Raw genomic sequence first — 14,427 nt, forward strand, 5'->3', positions numbered from 1 at the left:
GCCGGTATTAAAACAGACCCGGCCTGGGCCGCAGGGTGACGGGGGCCTGGGCGCCCCTGGCTTCAGCGGAAGTTCAGGCCCACCCGCAGGCCCGGAGAGAAGAGGTTCAGGCCCTCGCCCTCGCCGGGCAACAGGAAGCTGTACCCCAGGCTGCCTTCTGCGAACGCCGTGACCGAGCGGGCCACGCGCACTTCCCCATTGATGAGCAGGTGGGGCCGCACCACCGTCAGGATGCCGTTATGACGCTCAATCCCCAGCCCGGCGCCCGCCTGCACCCGGCTCGGGGTGTTGGGCGTCCCCGTCAGCGGAAAGAGCACACTCGCATCCGCCCCGAAGCCCAGGGTGTAGCCCACCAAGCTGCGCACATCCACGCCCGCCCGCAGCGCGTACCGCTCGGCGTCGTAGGTGGCCTGCACGCCCACACCGAAGTCCAGCGGCGTGTCCACCGAGAGCCGCACGCCGTAATAGGTGGTTGGCGCCGCCTGCGCCACGCCGGAAGCCAGGGCCAAGAGGCCGCCGCACATCAGGAGTTTGTTCATCGGCTCAGCATAGGCGGGAAGTCGTCATCAGCAAGGCGCAAACCGGCGGCGTGTTAGAGCCTGTTTGAAAAGTCGGACGAGGTTTCTCATCGCCACGATGAACACGCGGTTTTTGCCCCTCCCCCCTTGTGGGGGAGGTCGGGAGGGGGGTGGACGGCGGTGCCGTCCCAGTGCAGCAGAGGCACTCCCTGGTCCCCTCTGTGAGACCCTTTTCAAACACGCTCTTAGGACTGACCGTCGGTGAAGGTCAGACGCGGCAGCCGCTCGAAGGTCGCTTCCCGCAGCCGCACGGGCAGATACCAGCCGTCGATGGCCGACGTGACCCGCGGCTCCGGCAGCGTCATATGCAGCAGGGCGAGGCGGTCCCCCCGGCGCACCAGCACCGACGCCCTGAGCTCCCCCGCCTGAATGCACTGCACGTCCGGGCGGCAACGGCTGTCCTGCACCCGCAGCACGGTCAGGGTGAACTCACCCAGCCGCCCGGTTTGCCCCGGCTGAAGCTGGAGGGTGGCGGCACCCGCCGTACCCGCGAGGGCCAGCAGAAAGGTGGTCAGGAGGCGGCGCACGACTCGCTCCGCTCAGCCTCAGCCCAGCAGCGGCCCGCCCTCCGTGCACGCGAGCGCCCGGAAGTGCCGGGCCTTGTCGGGCAGGCCCATCGCGTCGTAGCACTCGGCGAGCTTGAGCGCGAAAAACTCGACGGCGCGGCAGTCTTCGCGGCGCTCGGCGGCCTCCAGACACTCGCGGTAGTGCAGCACGGCGAGGTGGTACTGGGCTCCAGCGGCAGCGTGTTCAGCTCGGCAGTGGCTCATCCGGAGGGACACGATGTCGGTGCGAACGCCGTTCATGGGGCTGAGTGTAGACAGCTCGCCGGGCAGATGAATGAAAGATGAAGCGGATTCGGCCATGCAGACGCTGTTCTCTGAACTGGGTCAAATCCCACCAACAGCGAGAATCGCGCTGGGCCAGGGCTTACCCGACGACCCGTGCCCGCACGCTCAGCGCGGGCAAATTCACGTCACTCAGCCGCACTTTCAGAGCAGTACCGGGAGCGGCGGGGGTGCTGACGGGCACGTCGAAGGCGAGTTCCGGAATCAGCAGGGTGGCCTGCGGTCCCCGGCGGTCCACGACGACCGCGTCCCACTCGCGCTCCGGCTGGGCGGCGACAAAGCGCAGGGTGTGGTGCCTTCGGCTGAGGCGCTCGGCCTGCCGGGTGGCGTCGGCGTTCATGCCCGCCTGCGCGACGCGGCCCGCGACCGCCTTGCCGCCCAGGGCCTCGCCCCCGGTGAGGTGCGCCCGCAGTTGCTGGTGCACCACCAGGTCGAGGTAGCGCCGCATCGGGCTGGTCGCCTGCGCGTAGAGGTCGAGGCCCATCCCGTGGTGCGGTCCCGGCGCGGGCTGAAAGCGGGTGCGGGCCAGGGTCTTGCGCCGCGCCCACTGGGCGGGCAGGGTATCGCCGCACACCTCCCGCGTGGGGGCGTCCTGGGTGGCGAAGGGCAGCGCGAGGCTGTGGTCGTCGGCATAGATGGCCGCCCCCCACCCCGCCAGCGTCATGCACTCCTGCACCACGAAGCGCATCTCCGGCTTGGGCAGGGGCAGGACGGCCGCGCCGTGTTCGTCGGCCTTGACCCGCACCTCGGGCAGGTCGATGGAGAGTGCCCCCTCCCCCTCGCGCAGCTCGCGGCTCGCGCGGGCGAGGCGGGCCAGCGAGACGAAGGGTTCCTCGCCCGCCTCCAGCCGTTCCTGGGCCTGGGTGTAGGTCAGCCGGGTGACCCGCACGGTGGTCAGGTGAACGTCCACCGCGTCGGCATTTCCGTCCGCGTCGAGGTCCAGCGCGATGGACAGGGCAGGTGAAGTCTCGTGCAGTCCCAGGCCCGCCCGCTCGACCACCCCGTCCGGCAGCATCCCCACTGTGCGGTCGGGGAGGTAGAGGGTCGCGCCCCGCGCCCGCGCTTCCTGGTCGAGCGGGCTGTCCGCCGGAACGAGCGCGGCCACGTCCGCCACATGGACCCACAGCCGGGTCAGCCCCCCGCCGAGGTCTTCGAGGCCCACCGCGTCGTCGGGGTCGCGGTTGCCCTCGTCGTCGATGGCGAAGGCGGGCAGGTGGGTCAGGTCCAGCCGGGGCTCCGGGGCGAAGTCGGGGACAGGCAGCGCCACGTCTTGCAGCGCGGCCCCCAGGCGGTCGGCGTAGGGCGTCCGCGCCTCATCCCACAGCCCCAGCCGCAGCAGCAGGGCGTGGGCGGCTTCCGGTGTTTCTGGCTGTCCCAGGTCGCGCAGGGTCCGGCTCTTTTCCGCCTTGCCCCGCGCGAGCAACTCCACCTCCGTCCGCTGGGCAGGCGTGAGGTCCGGCAGGGCAGGCGAAGGGCTGGTCATGGGGATGAGGATACGGGGCGGCGGCCTTGGAAGCGGACTGGAAAGCCGAGGTTTCTAAATCCCGAAGTGGGGCGTTGAACTTAGTGCAGACAGTTGGAGCTTGGGAACAGGGACTGGACCCGAAGAGGTTGTTGTTGTCGAAAGATTTTCGGATCGACTTCCTCGCCCCTATATCCAACCTGGAAATCTAGTCTTGACAATCATGGATATGGATGTTTCTATTTCGTCAAAGGAGGAGCGCATGAATGAGCAGGCGAACGAAGGGTTTCGCGCACAGGTGGAGCGTCTGGTGGCCGAGGGCAAACTCACCCCCGAGGAAGGGCAGGAGTTGCTGGGGGAACCGGAGGGCATGGAGGCCGAGGCCGCGCCGGAGCACATGGCCGCCCACTCCACGGCGTCCGGCGAGGACACGCCGCCCGACCTACAACTGGACGTGAGTGGCTTTACCCTGCGTGTCGTGCTCGACTCGGGCGTGGTCAGCCCGCAACTGCACGCCAGCGAGGACGGCAAGCTGCTGCTGGAAGCCCGCCCCGACGGCTGGCGGGTGGCGCGGCGGCCGGGGCAGGAGCACCTGGGCTGGAGTTCGGTCAGCGCGGTGCTGAGCTTGCCCTTTTCCCCCCGGCATGTGCGGGCGCGGGTCAGCGGCGGCAATGTGACCCTGCCCGACCTCGGCGGCGAACTCGTCGCGCAGGTCAGCGGCGGCAACCTCCGGGCAGGCCGGGCGGCGAGTCTGCGGGCGGAGGTCAGCGGCGGCAATCTCACGGCGGCCGAACTGAGCGGCCCCACCCAGGTCAGCGTGAACGGCGGCAACCTCTCGCTGGAGGGTGCTCGCACCCTGAACGCCACCGTCAACGGCGGCCACCTGAAATGGGCCGGATGCCGGACGGGGGGCGAGCACCGGGTGGAAGTCAACGGGGGAGGAGCCACCCTGCGCCTGCTGCCGGGCAGCAGCGTGACCGTGGAGGCCGACGTGACCGTGGGCAGCTTCAAGGCCGATTTCCCGACCGAGCGCCGGGGCAGTTTCATGACCACGCAGCACACCGGACGCCTCGGCTCGGGCGAGGCCCACCTCTCCTGCAGAGCGACGGCGGGGCAGATCAAGGTGGTGACCGAATGAGAGAGAAAGTCCGGCGGATTCTCGACCTCGTGCGGGCGGGCAAGCTCACGCTGGAGGACGCCGCTCCGCTGCTCGCCGCCCTCAGCCCCCGGCTGGCGATGACCGACGCCGACCGCGAACTGATCGCCTCGCTGCTCTCGCGCGGCGAACTCGACAGCGGGCAGGTGGCCGAACACTTGCTGCTGCTGCGCGGGGTCAAGGACGTTCCCCAGCCGCCACAGCCACCACGTCCGCCGCAGTTTTCCGGCAACTGGGTGTGGGACGGGCGCGGGCGCCGTGGCCCCGGCCCGGTGAATATTCCCGTGAACATGGAGGGCCTCATGGACAGCGTGGGTTCCGTGCTGGAACGGGTGGGCGAGGTCGTGGACGCGACCCACGGCCCCGGCCCGGCGCACCGTCAGTCCCCTTCCGCCGCGCCGCGCATCCTGCGGATCGAGGTGGAATCCAGCGAGGGCGACAGCTACAACGCCAACCTCCCGGTCAGCCTCGCGCCCCACCTGGGCAAGCTGATTCCCCGCCACGGCATCGAGGCGCTGGAGCGGGCCGGATTTACCCTCGAAGCCCTGCAGCTCCTGCTGGAGGCCAGCCCCCCGCCCGGCAACCTCATCAGCGCCGAGGACAGCGAGGGCAACAGCGTCACCATCACCCTGAAATGAGGCCGGGGGAGGGAGGCGGGGAAGCCGAACTGGCCCCCGCCTCCCCCCGCGCCCCGTACCCTGACCCCATGCCCAGACCCCTGCCCCTGCCCTTTCCCGACGAGACGGAAGCGCCGCTCGTCACCGAACTGCGGTTTCCCACCAGCGGCGTGACCGTGCGCGGCGTGTTCGATCTCAACGAGTTCGCCACCCTGTCCCCCGAGAATCTGGAGTTCCTGAGGCTGTATATCCGCGTGCGCGGCAACCTCAAGGAAGTCGAGCGGGTGCTGGGCCTGAGCTACCCGACCGTCCGCGCCCGCTTCGACACCCTGCTCCGCGCCATCGGCTACGAACCCGAACCCGCCGACCCCCAGAGCGAGGTGCTGCTGAGCCTGGAGCGCGGCGAGATCACCCCCGACGAGGCGGCGCGGAAGCTGCGGCGTTAAGCTTCGCCGCCCTTCGCGCATAGGCCGCCGCGTGCGGGGCGTGGGTGGGGACGTGGGCGGTGGCGGCGGCGTGCCCGGCGGCGCGGGCAGCGGCTTTCGCGGCCTCGCCCGGAGCTTCCCGCGCCGCCGCGTGTGCGGCAAAGGCGGATTTCCGCGCCTGGGGCACCGTGATCTCACCCCGCGCCCACGCCCGCGCCGCCTCGATCGCCTCACGGGGCCGGGGGTCAGTCGGACAGGCCGCCTCGAACAGTGGCAAGACCCGTGCGGCCTCGTCGGCGGCGGCCAGGGCGAGGGCGCGGTGGGCCGGGTCGGTGGGGAGCGGGACCACGGTCTGGGTTACGCGAGCTGCCGCAGGTCGTCCCACACCAGCCGGACCTCGCGCAGTTCACCGCCGGGGATGGGGACCGTTTTCGCACCGTCCTCGCGTCCACCCTGCCGCACGTACCACTGCCGGGTGGGGTTGACGTCCAGCACCCACAGGGCGAGGGAGCGGTGCCCCTGGGCTGTGAGCTGCTCGGCAACTTCGCTCAGCAGCGCCCGACCCAGCCCCAACCCTTGCGCCTCCCTGAGCGCATAGAGGGTGTACAGCTCGGCGTCTGCGCCCGGATGGTCGCGCGGCGGCCCGGCCGAGGCGAAGGCGACGACCTTTCCCTCCCGCTCCCCGACGAGGACGATCTCCCGCCCCTCCGAGATCGTGTTCTGCCAGTTTGCCTCCCGCCGCTCGCGCATGTGGTCGTCCGTCATCCGGGCCAGGAAGTCGTCCGGCAGCAGCCCGGCGTAGGTCTCACGCCAGCTCGTGACGTGGACCTGGGCCAGCGCGGCTGCGTCAGTGGGCGTGGCGGACCGCAGGCGCAAGGGGAGGGGCGGGGTCATGCCGCAGCCTAGACGACCCCGCCGGGTGGGGGTACCCCCAGGGGCTGGCGGCGGCCCCCGCCGGGCGGGTAGCCTGCCCGCCGTGACATGGAGGGCGCCGGGGTCCCTGGCGAGCAGTCCGGAATTCCGGTTCCGGTACGGCTCGCTGCTGGTCGTGCTCGTCGGGGTGATGGTCACGTCGGTGGTCACGCTGCTGCTGTCGCCGGGCTGGAACTTCTCGGTGTCCGACCGGCTGGGGCTGGGGGGGCTGGCCCTCAAGAACGTGGCCCTCACCGTGTGGCTGTGGCGGCGACCGGACCACTTCACCCGGATCGGCCTGATCGAGCTGGTGCTGGAGGGCCTGGGCGGACTGGTCAAGCTGTGGAGTGCGCTGCTGGTCGAGCAGACGGCCTACGGCCTGGGCGGGTACGTGTACTGGCTCTCGCTGAACTACTTCGTGGCGGCGCTGGTGCTGCGGCCCCGCGCGGCGCTCACGGTCTCGCTGGGCTGGTTCGCGGCGCTGCTGGGCCTCGGGGTGGCGTACGGGCTGACGCCGGGCATTCCCGCCGAGCGCCGTGTTCTGTGGGCCAACGCGCTGCTGCAACTGTACCTGTCGCACCTCACCCTGATCGCCTTCCTGACGGTGCAGGGGCGGCTGCTGCGGCGCTACCTGGGAGCCATCATCCGCGCCGAGCGGCAGGCCCGCTTCGCGCACGTGGACGGCCTGACCGGACTGCCCAACCGCCGCCAGCTCGACGCCTGGCTGGAGGGGGCCGGGCGCGGCACGGGAGCCTGGAGCGTCATCCTTTTCGACCTTGACCATTTCAAGGCGATCAACGATGCCCACGGCCATGTGGTGGGTGACCGGGTCCTGCAGGCGGTTGCGGGGGCGGCCCGCAAGGCCCTCGGTCCCGGCGAGCAACTCGGGCGCTGGGGCGGCGAGGAATTTCTGGTCGTGTTGCCCGGACGGACCCAGGCGCAGGCGGCCGAACTCGCCGCGCGGCTCTCGGAGGCCGTCGCCGGGCAGGAGGTGCCGGGGGTCGGCCGGGTCACCGTGAGCTGCGGCCTCGCCCAGGCCTGGCCCGGCGAGGCAGCCCAGGACGTGCTGCGCCGCGCCGATGCGGCCATGTACCGCGCCAAGGACGAGGGCCGGGCGCGGGTGCGGCTGGCGGGGTAAGGCGGGCTCATACGGTTTCCGTCCAATCCGTTCTCCCACCGGAAGGGCGCCGATGGGAGAACTCCTTTCCCGGCAACCGCTTTGTTCCTGCTCGCTCTCCTGCGGAGCTTTGCAAGTCCGCTCGGGTTGAACAGTTTGTGTCACTGCTGGGCCGGAATCCGTCTCAGCCTTGCCCCCCCTCGCCCCGCCCCTCCCGCCACTGGGCATAGGTCATCCGGTCGATCTGGAAGGTGTCGCGCGTGCGGGTGTAGGTGCCGCGTCCGCCCATGCGCCCGATCAGGTCCAGCGCCGCCGTGTCCACGTACAGACGCTCGGGGTCGGCCAGCGCGTCCGCGTGCAGGTGCAGCCCCAGCACCTCCCCCAGCACGATGCGGGTGCGGCCCACGGTCACCGTCTGGACCTCGCGGCATTCCAGCGCGGCGGGACTCGCGGCCACGCGCGGCACCGCCACCCGCACGCCGGGCGCGAGACTTAGCCCCACCGCCCGCGCCTCGCCCATCCCGTGCGGAAAGTCGGTCGACGTCTCGTTCATGACTTCGGCCAGCGCTGCGCTTACCAGATTCACCGTGAACTCGCCGCCGGAGCCGATGTTGAGCGCCGTGTCCTTGGGCGTTCCGTCCGCGCGGTCGCCGGGGGCAAAGGCCACCACGCCGGGGTCCGAGCCCATCAGGCCGAAAAAGGAGTAGGGTGCGAGATTGACCTCGCCGCCCGGCCCCAGGGTGCTCACCCAGGCGATGGGCCGGGGCACCACGACGGCGGTGAGCAGCTTGTAGCGCTCGGGGGCGGACAGGGCGGCGAAGTCGAAGTGCCGGGTGTCGGGCGTCGGGGCCTCGGGGGTCATGGGGCCAGCCTAGCGGCGCTATCCTGCCCGCGTGCCAGGCGACCCCCTCACCTACCGCGAGGCCTACGCGCGGCTCTCGCGCATCGCCGCCGAACTCGAAACCGGCGAGGCGGACCTCGACCGGGTGCTGCCGCTGCTCGAAGAGGCCCGCGCCGCCTACGCCGCCTGCCGGGAGCGCATCGCGGCGGTGCAGGCGGCCCTCGCGGGCGACTGGGGCGAGGACGAGGCTAGGCCGGAAGAAGAGGACGCTGCCCAGGCCCCCGACCCCGACGACGATCCTTTTTAAGCGGCCTTCCCCGGTCCCGCCGGGTATCCTCCTCTCATGAGTGACGCCCGCCGCGCCCCCCCCGACGCCGCCGGAGCGGCCCCCCGCGTGAGTCCCCTGGTGTACCGGGCCGTCGTCTTCGTGATGGGCCTGCCGCTGCGCCTGCGGGGCGAGCGGGTGGAGGTGCAGGGCCAGGGGCACGTGCCGCCCCCCGGCACCCCGCTGATCGTGGCGGCGAACCACCGCACGGCGCTCGACCCCTTCATCATCGCGGCGAGTCTGCCGCCGGGCCGCTTCCTGCAGTTCATGGCGAAAAAGGAGCTGTTCGTGCCTGTGATCGGCCACATCATCCGCGCCGGGGGGTCTTTTCCAGTGGACCGCAGCACGAACGACCTCGGGGCGGTGCGGACCAGCCTGCGCATCCTGCAAGCGGGGGGCACGCTGGGCATCTTTCCGGAGGGCACGCGCGGCGGCGGCGAACTGCACGGCGGGGTCGCGCTGCTGGCCCTCAAGGGGAAGGCCCCGATCCTGCCTGTCGGCCTGCGGCGCGAGGGCAAGCGCTGGCTCGTGCGCTTCGGCCCCCCCCTGCCGCCCACCGGGGGCATCAAGGCCCTCACCGCCGAGGTGGGCGACCGCCTCGCGGAACTCGCCGGGGAACCGCTGCCCAGCCGGGTGGACGAGGGAGCGCTGTAAAGCCCCCATTCCCCGCCCCCCGGTTTGCCCTATAGTGCCCCCCGACGGAGGCAGGGAAAGCCGGTGGAAGTCCGGCACTGTCGCGCAACGGTAACCCCCACACGGGAGGAAGTCCGAACACCGGCCCCGTCCCGGCCTGCCCCAGGGTAGGGCCGGTTGGCCTGACCTCTCGCGGACTGGAGGAACCGCCCTGGCGCAGCCCAGCGCCCCCCTGGGGGCAGGAAGCCGCCCCCGGACGTGCCGAGACCCCCCATTCCGCCCCCACCGGGGCGGTTTCGTCGTTTCCGGCCCCCACACGCGGAGGAGAGCCCGAGAAGGAGCCCCACCCATGAAGACTCTCCCTGCCAAGACCGTGCTGGCCGTGTCCCTGCTCGCCCTGCTGCCCACCGCAGCAGCGACGACCTACCCCCTCACTCTGACCGACGACCTCGGCCGCAAGGTGACCCTCAAGGCGGAACCGGGGCGCATCATCAGCATGGTGCCCAGCCACTCCGAGACGCTGTGCGCGATCGGCGCGTGCGGCAAGCTCGTCGGGGTGGACAAGTACAGCGACTACCCCCAGCAGGTCGCGCGGCTGCCCAAGGTGGGCGACCTCTTCGCCCCCGACGTGGAAGCGATGGTGGCCCTGAAACCCGACCTCGTGCTGGTGAGCAAATACAGCAAGCTCGACGGGCCGCTGACCCAGGCGGGAATTCCCACCATTGCGCTGGACATGGAGAAGTACGAAGAGGTCTTCTCCAAGACGCTGACCCTGGGCCGCATCGTGAACCGCGAGGCGCAGGCGAAGAACGTGGTGCTGAACCTCCGGCGCGAGATCGCCCGCGTCGAGATTCTGACCAAGAACGCGGTGCGCAAGCCCACGGCCTATTTCGAGATCGACCCCACCCCGTACTCCATCGGACCGAACTCCTTTATGGGCGTGCTGCTGACCAAGGCGGGTGCCCGCAACGTCATCCCCGCCTCGCTGGGCGACTTTCCCAAGGTGGACCCCGAGCTGATCGTGAATGCCAACCCCGAACTGATGCTGGGCCTGACCCGGCAGGCGGCGGCGGCCCGGCCCGGTTGGAGCGGCCTGAGAGCGGTCAAGTCGGGCCGGGTGATCGACATCCCGAAGGACCTCAACACCATCCTCAGCCGCCCCGGTCCCCGGATGGGACAGGCGCTGCGGGGGCTGGCGCGGCTGATTCACCCGGAACTGTTCCGGTGAGGCTGTGGGCTCTGAGCCGTGAGCCTTGAGCGGAGCGCTGCCGTGACGCCGCCGCGTCTCTGGCGGGTGGGGCGCACCGCCGCACTGGTGGCCGCCTTGTGCGCCGCTGTCGTGCTGGCGGTGGGCCTGGGCAGCGTGACCATTCCCCCTGGCGAGGTGCTGGGCGCCCTGGGACGCGGGGTGGCGAGCCTCTGGACGGGCGCGGAGCTGTCCCCGGAGGACGTGATCGTGTGGCAACTGCGGTTGCCGCGCGTGGCGATGGGTGTGCTGGTGGGGGCGTGTCTGGCGGTGTGCGGGGGGGCCTTTCAGGGAGTCTTTCGCAATCCGCTGGCCGATCCCTACCTCCTCGGCGTCGCAAGTGGGGCGGGGTTGGGGGCGACGGTCGCCATCGTCGCGGGGTGGCCGCGCCCGCTGGTGCCGGTGGCCGCGCTGCTCGCGGCGCTCGCGGCGGTCGGCCTGACCCTCACCCTGGCCCGTGAGGGCCGCCGCCTGCCCCCCACCCGCCTGATTCTGGCCGGGGTGGTGGTGGGCAGCATCCTGAGCGCGGTGTCCACCTTCCTGATCCTGCGCGGCGAGGACCGGGCGCGGCAGGTGCTGGCCTACACCCTGGGCGACCTGGGTTTCAGCGGGTGGGGAGACGTGCTGACCGTGCTGCCCTACGCGCTGGCGGGCGGCGGATTGCTGATGCTGCTGGGCCGGGCGCTGGACACCCTGCAACTGGGGGACCTGACCGCCCGGAGTCTGGGCGTTCCGGTGGAGCGGCTGCGGCTGCTTGTCGTGCTGGCCGCGAGCGTGGCGACCGCTGCCGCCGTCGCCTACGTGGGCATCATCGGGTTTGTGGGGCTGGTCGTGCCGCATGTGGTTCGGCTGGCGTGGGGGGCGGGGCACCGGGTGCTGCTGCCCGTCTCCGCGCTCGCGGGGGGGACCCTGCTCGTGCTGGCCGACCTGCTGGCCCGCACCACGCCGCTCTCGCAGGTGGGCGTGGTGACGACGCTGCTGGGGGGGCCGTTCTTCCTGTGGCTGCTGCGGCGGGGGGGCCATGACTAGTTCGGTGGTCGGCACGGGCACCCTGGAGGCCCGCGACCTCCATGTCCGTGCGGGGAGTTTCCCGGCCGTGCAGGGCGTCACGGTGACCTTCCGGGAGAGGGAGTTCAGCGCCGTCATCGGGCCGAACGGGGCGGGCAAAAGCACGCTGCTGCGGGCGCTGCTGGGGCTCGCGTCGGCAGAATCGGGTGAGGTGCGGTTGCTGGGCCGCTCACTCCCGCAGTGGACGCGGACCGAGCGGGCGCGGACGCTGGCCTATCTCGCGCAGGGGGAGGGGCTGCCGGAGGCCGCGCGGGTGCGCGATGTGGTGGCGCTGGGGCGCGGGGCGGGGGAGTGGACCTGGGGCCTGCTGCCGCGCCGTCCCTGGACCGCCGAGGACGAGGCGGCGGTGGACCGCGCCCTGGACCGCACCGACACGGCCCGCTTCGCCGAGCGGCGGGTGGGCGAACTCTCGGGCGGCGAACGCCAGCGCGTGAGCCTCGCCCGTGCCCTGGCCGCACAGCCCCGCTTCCTGCTGCTGGACGAGCCCACCAACCACCTCGACCTCGCCTACGGCCTGGAGATCATCCGGCATGCCCGCTGCGAGGCCGCCGGGGGCCTGGGGGTGGTCGCCGTGCTGCACGACCTCAACCTCGCCGCCCGCGCCGACCGCCTCGTGCTGCTGGCCCAGGGCCGGGTGCTCGCGCAGGGCACCCCCGCCGAGGTGCTCACGCCCGCGCACCTGCATGCCGCCTACGGGCTGCGCGTGCGCGTGCTGCACGACGGGGACCGTCCCCTTATCCTTCCGGAGGATTGATGCCCGCCAAGTACTTCAAGACCAATGGCCACCTGCTGGTCTGTCAGGGCCAGAACTGCCAGGCCAGAGGCTCCGTGCTGCTGCACAAGGCGCTCTGGAACCACCTGGAGCGGCAGGCGCTCGCCTATTACAAGACGGGCGGCACCGTGCGCCTCACCGAGAGCGGCTGCCTGGGGGCCTGCTCGTTCGGCCCTGCCCTCTGCGTCTACCGCGCTTCGGAGGGAGGGCTGGAGGAAGGCTGGTACGCCGCGGTGGATTTCCCGCTGGCGACCCGTATCGCCCAGGCCGTGCAGGACGGGGCGGCGTTGCCGACAGAACGGAAGTACGGGCCGGAGTAGGCCGCCGCCTCTGACCAAGAGCTTCCCGTTTCCAGCAACCGCCCCCGGCTTCATAGGCCGGGGGCGATGCTTGATGTGGATGGAACGCTGGACCCTGTTCAGGCGGCGTGCGGTTCTCCAAGTCTCTCCCGTTACCCCGGCAAGTCGGCCAGCGCGTCGAGGATCAGGAAGTCCGGCCGTCCCACCGTGCCGCTGGACTGCATCGTGGTGCGGACCTCCGGGTCATTCAGAAAACCCTCGAAGGCCTCGCGGCTCTCCCACTCGAACAGGACCCGGACCTGACTCGGGGTGCCCGGCACGGTAAAGACGTGGCTGCGGCGGCTGCCGTGCTTGCGGCGTGCCCTGGCCCCCGCCGTGGCGAAGACGCCGATGAACTGCTCAAGGTCGCTGATCTCGACGGTCGCCCAGATCTGGATCATGACGTTCCCCTTTTCTCCGGCGGGGCAGACCTCAGCCCCGCACCACTTCCAGCAGCTTCTCGCCGTACTTGCGCAGGCGCTCCGGTCCCATGCCGCGCACGGCCTTCAGGTCGTCCATCGTGTAGGGCACCCGGCGGGCGATCTCGGCCAGGGTCGCGTTGCTGGCGATGATGAAGCGGCTGACCTCCTGACGCTTGGCCTCCGCGTTGCGCCACTCACGCAGCCGGGCGTAGATGGCCGCCTGCTCGTCGGTAAGGTCGGCGGCGGGGTCGGGGGCCGCACCTGCCTCGGTGGTCACGGGCAGGTCCGGGGCGAGGTCGGGCGTGGCGGGCACGGGGTCCGGCTGGGGTTCGGGCGCCGCGTCCCCCATGACGGGAGCCTCGTCGGTGGCTGGCTCCTCGGCAGGCTCGGCCTCCGGTCCGGCCAGGGGCGGCTGGACCTCCAGTTCGGGTTCGTCGGGACCAGCGCTCACCGGGATCGGCAGCGGGGCAGGGTCCTCGTGGCCGCTGCCGCTGAAGACGATCTCGGGAGTCCAGACTTCTTCCTCGGGTTCGGCGGGCGTGGGGGCCTGGGGTGCCGGAGCGTCGGGCGTGGGCGCCTCGAAGGTCACGCGGGTGGGGGCGCTGTCGGGCTGCGGCTGGTCCGGGCGGGCGGCGTCCGGCTCGGGACGGTCAGGCGCGGGCGGGCGGCTGGGGCGTGGCGCCTCGGCCCCCACCCCGTCGGTTGACCTCCCCGAACGGTCGCCCCGGTCGCGGCCGAACCGGTCCCGGTTCCGGCGAAAGCGCGACTCGTCCTCGCGCTCGGGGCGGCGGTCTTCCGCCTGTTCCCTTGCCACGGGGGCCGGGGCAGTGGGCGCCCCGCCGCGCAGCAGGGCCAGGGCCGTCTCAGTGTCCTGAAGGCCCGGCGTAAACACCACCCCGCCGTCCACGCTGCGGGTCGCGGCCAGCACGCCGCCGGGAACCCAGGGGGTATCGGGGGCGCTGTCGGGCGGCAGCAGCAGCGCGGTGGGGCCGAAAGGCAGGGCACCGCCCCCCAGCCGCTCGGCCAGGGCACCCACCGTGCGGGCCACTCGCGCCAGCCGCAGCGGGAGGGTCGCCACATCGCGCAGCGCGAGGGCCACGGCGGTGTCCGAGGGAGCCGGGGCGGCGGGCGTGGGCGCCTCCCCCTGTCCGAACAGCAGCGCGAGGTCGGTGTCCCCGAAGCCTGTGAGGGTGACTCCGTGGCGGTAGACCACGTAGGTCGCGCCCTGGGCGAACCAGCCGCCGCCAGGAGCCAGGGTCGCGTCCACGATCACGGGCACGCCTGCCCGCTCGGCGCGGCGCAGCAGCCGCTCGTCGGGTTCGGCCAGCCACACGGCCCGCGCTCCGGTCCAGTCGGCATCCAGCCCGGCGGCGGCCAGCCCGAAGTTCGCCAGCGCCGCGCGGCTCACGCCCAGGCGCTCGTCCACCCGCACGGTGCCCGGCCCCAGCAGCGTTCCGAGTTGCCGGGCCAGCGCGGGTTCGCCCGCCAGGGTCAGGCCCCACCCGGCGCCCTCCAGATCGGCCAGTGCCCCGGCCAGCCGCGCGTGGGGATCGCCGCGCTCGGCGTGCAGGGCCACCAGCCGGGCGTCGGGGCGGGTGGGGGGAGAGGGGAAGTCAGCAGTCATGCCGTCCATTGTGCCGCACCGGACCGCACGCGCGGCCCCCGGA

Annotated in this window: 19 protein-coding genes and 1 riboswitch; of the genes, 10 read left to right on the forward strand and 9 right to left on the reverse strand. The window is 71.9% G+C overall.

Features of this window, described 5'->3' with window-relative positions; translation table 11 throughout:
- Positions 1 to 62: 62 nt before the first annotated feature.
- From C3K08_RS00185 to C3K08_RS00200, 4 genes are all read right to left on the reverse strand, one after another.
- Complete coding sequence (locus C3K08_RS00185) at positions 63 to 539, reverse strand: hypothetical protein (protein WP_104989497.1); 477 nt, start codon at positions 537 to 539, stop codon at positions 63 to 65.
- Between the two features lie 224 nt (positions 540 to 763).
- Positions 764 to 1,105, reverse strand: a complete 342-nt coding sequence (locus tag C3K08_RS00190) for a hypothetical protein (RefSeq protein WP_104989498.1) — start codon at positions 1,103 to 1,105, stop codon at positions 764 to 766.
- A gap of 18 nt (positions 1,106 to 1,123) precedes the next feature.
- The gene (locus C3K08_RS00195; protein WP_104989499.1) at positions 1,124 to 1,384 is read right to left on the reverse strand and encodes a hypothetical protein; all 261 of its coding nucleotides are present in this window, start codon (positions 1,382 to 1,384) and stop codon (positions 1,124 to 1,126) included.
- Positions 1,385 to 1,508: 124 nt separating this feature from the next.
- Positions 1,509 to 2,909: a ribonuclease R family protein gene (locus C3K08_RS00200; RefSeq protein WP_104989500.1), complete on the reverse strand. Its 1,401-nt coding sequence runs from the start codon at positions 2,907 to 2,909 to the stop codon at positions 1,509 to 1,511.
- A gap of 241 nt (positions 2,910 to 3,150) precedes the next feature.
- Between C3K08_RS00200 and C3K08_RS00205 the strand changes: the two genes are divergently transcribed.
- The 3 genes from C3K08_RS00205 to C3K08_RS00215 all read left to right on the forward strand — a co-directional run bounded on the left by C3K08_RS00205 (position 3,151) and on the right by C3K08_RS00215 (position 5,107).
- On the forward strand, positions 3,151 to 4,026 hold the full coding sequence (locus C3K08_RS00205) for a hypothetical protein (RefSeq protein ID WP_104989501.1): 876 nt from the start codon (positions 3,151 to 3,153) through the stop codon (positions 4,024 to 4,026).
- A complete protein-coding gene (locus C3K08_RS00210) occupies positions 4,023 to 4,682 on the forward strand; it encodes a hypothetical protein (RefSeq protein WP_104989502.1) in 660 nt (219 codons plus the stop codon). The genes C3K08_RS00205 and C3K08_RS00210 overlap by 4 nt, the downstream gene beginning before the upstream one ends.
- A 68-nt stretch (positions 4,683 to 4,750) precedes the next feature.
- The gene (locus C3K08_RS00215) at positions 4,751 to 5,107 is read left to right on the forward strand and encodes a DUF2089 domain-containing protein (protein ID WP_104989503.1); all 357 of its coding nucleotides are present in this window, start codon (positions 4,751 to 4,753) and stop codon (positions 5,105 to 5,107) included.
- Here the strand turns inward: C3K08_RS00215 and C3K08_RS17740 are convergent.
- Together C3K08_RS17740 and C3K08_RS00220 are read right to left on the reverse strand one after the other, a co-directional pair.
- A complete protein-coding gene (locus C3K08_RS17740; protein WP_158679797.1) occupies positions 5,070 to 5,435 on the reverse strand; it encodes a putative immunity protein in 366 nt (121 codons plus the stop codon). The two genes, C3K08_RS00215 and C3K08_RS17740, sit on opposite strands and share 38 nt — an antisense overlap.
- 8 nt (positions 5,436 to 5,443) lie before the next feature.
- Entirely contained in the window at positions 5,444 to 5,980 is a 537-nt protein-coding gene (locus C3K08_RS00220; RefSeq protein WP_104989504.1) for a GNAT family N-acetyltransferase, read from the reverse strand.
- 82 nt (positions 5,981 to 6,062) lie between these two features.
- On the opposite strand from C3K08_RS00220, the gene C3K08_RS00225 reads away from it, so the two are divergent.
- Positions 6,063 to 7,136, forward strand: a complete 1,074-nt coding sequence (locus tag C3K08_RS00225; RefSeq protein ID WP_158679798.1) for a GGDEF domain-containing protein — start codon at positions 6,063 to 6,065, stop codon at positions 7,134 to 7,136.
- 163 nt (positions 7,137 to 7,299) lie between these two features.
- Here C3K08_RS00225 and C3K08_RS00230 read toward each other — a convergent pair whose 3' ends face one another.
- Positions 7,300 to 7,977, reverse strand: a complete 678-nt coding sequence (locus tag C3K08_RS00230; protein WP_104989506.1) for a flavin reductase family protein — start codon at positions 7,975 to 7,977, stop codon at positions 7,300 to 7,302.
- Positions 7,978 to 8,008: 31 nt separating this feature from the next.
- Here C3K08_RS00230 and xseB point away from each other — a divergent pair, with 31 nt between their 5' ends.
- The 6 genes from xseB (at position 8,009) to C3K08_RS00260 (ending at position 12,320) form a co-directional block, all read left to right on the forward strand.
- Entirely contained in the window at positions 8,009 to 8,263 is a 255-nt protein-coding gene (gene xseB, locus C3K08_RS00235) for an exodeoxyribonuclease VII small subunit (protein ID WP_104989507.1), read from the forward strand.
- A 36-nt stretch (positions 8,264 to 8,299) separates the two neighbouring features.
- Positions 8,300 to 8,935 (forward strand): 1-acyl-sn-glycerol-3-phosphate acyltransferase, encoded by a 636-nt coding sequence (locus tag C3K08_RS00240; RefSeq protein ID WP_104989508.1) that lies wholly within the window; start codon positions 8,300 to 8,302, stop codon positions 8,933 to 8,935.
- Between the two features lie 54 nt (positions 8,936 to 8,989).
- Positions 8,990 to 9,057, forward strand: a riboswitch (cobalamin riboswitch).
- 206 nt (positions 9,058 to 9,263) lie between these two features.
- Entirely contained in the window at positions 9,264 to 10,142 is an 879-nt protein-coding gene (locus tag C3K08_RS00245; protein WP_104989509.1) for an ABC transporter substrate-binding protein, read from the forward strand.
- 42 nt (positions 10,143 to 10,184) lie between these two features.
- Positions 10,185 to 11,189: an iron ABC transporter permease gene (locus C3K08_RS00250; RefSeq protein WP_234009100.1), complete on the forward strand. Its 1,005-nt coding sequence runs from the start codon at positions 10,185 to 10,187 to the stop codon at positions 11,187 to 11,189.
- Positions 11,182 to 11,982 carry an ABC transporter ATP-binding protein gene (locus C3K08_RS00255; RefSeq protein WP_104989511.1) on the forward strand — a complete coding sequence of 267 codons (801 nt, stop codon included), beginning with the start codon at positions 11,182 to 11,184 and terminating at the stop codon, positions 11,980 to 11,982. The genes C3K08_RS00250 and C3K08_RS00255 overlap by 8 nt, the downstream gene beginning before the upstream one ends.
- The gene (locus C3K08_RS00260) at positions 11,982 to 12,320 is read left to right on the forward strand and encodes a ferredoxin (RefSeq protein ID WP_104989512.1); all 339 of its coding nucleotides are present in this window, start codon (positions 11,982 to 11,984) and stop codon (positions 12,318 to 12,320) included. Before C3K08_RS00255 ends, C3K08_RS00260 begins: the two co-directional genes overlap by 1 nt.
- Before the next feature lie 131 nt (positions 12,321 to 12,451).
- On the opposite strand, the gene C3K08_RS00265 is transcribed toward C3K08_RS00260, so the two are convergent.
- Both C3K08_RS00265 and C3K08_RS00270 read right to left on the reverse strand, forming a co-directional pair.
- Positions 12,452 to 12,739, reverse strand: coding sequence for an antibiotic biosynthesis monooxygenase (locus C3K08_RS00265; protein ID WP_104989513.1), 288 nt, complete (start codon positions 12,737 to 12,739; stop codon positions 12,452 to 12,454).
- A 31-nt stretch (positions 12,740 to 12,770) separates the two neighbouring features.
- Positions 12,771 to 14,384 (reverse strand): HRDC domain-containing protein, encoded by a 1,614-nt coding sequence (locus C3K08_RS00270; protein WP_104989514.1) that lies wholly within the window; start codon positions 14,382 to 14,384, stop codon positions 12,771 to 12,773.
- Positions 14,385 to 14,427 lie beyond the last annotated feature (43 nt).

The sequence above is a fragment of the Deinococcus sp. NW-56 genome (genome assembly GCF_002953415.1).
Taxonomy (GTDB): Bacteria; Deinococcota; Deinococci; order Deinococcales; family Deinococcaceae; genus Deinococcus.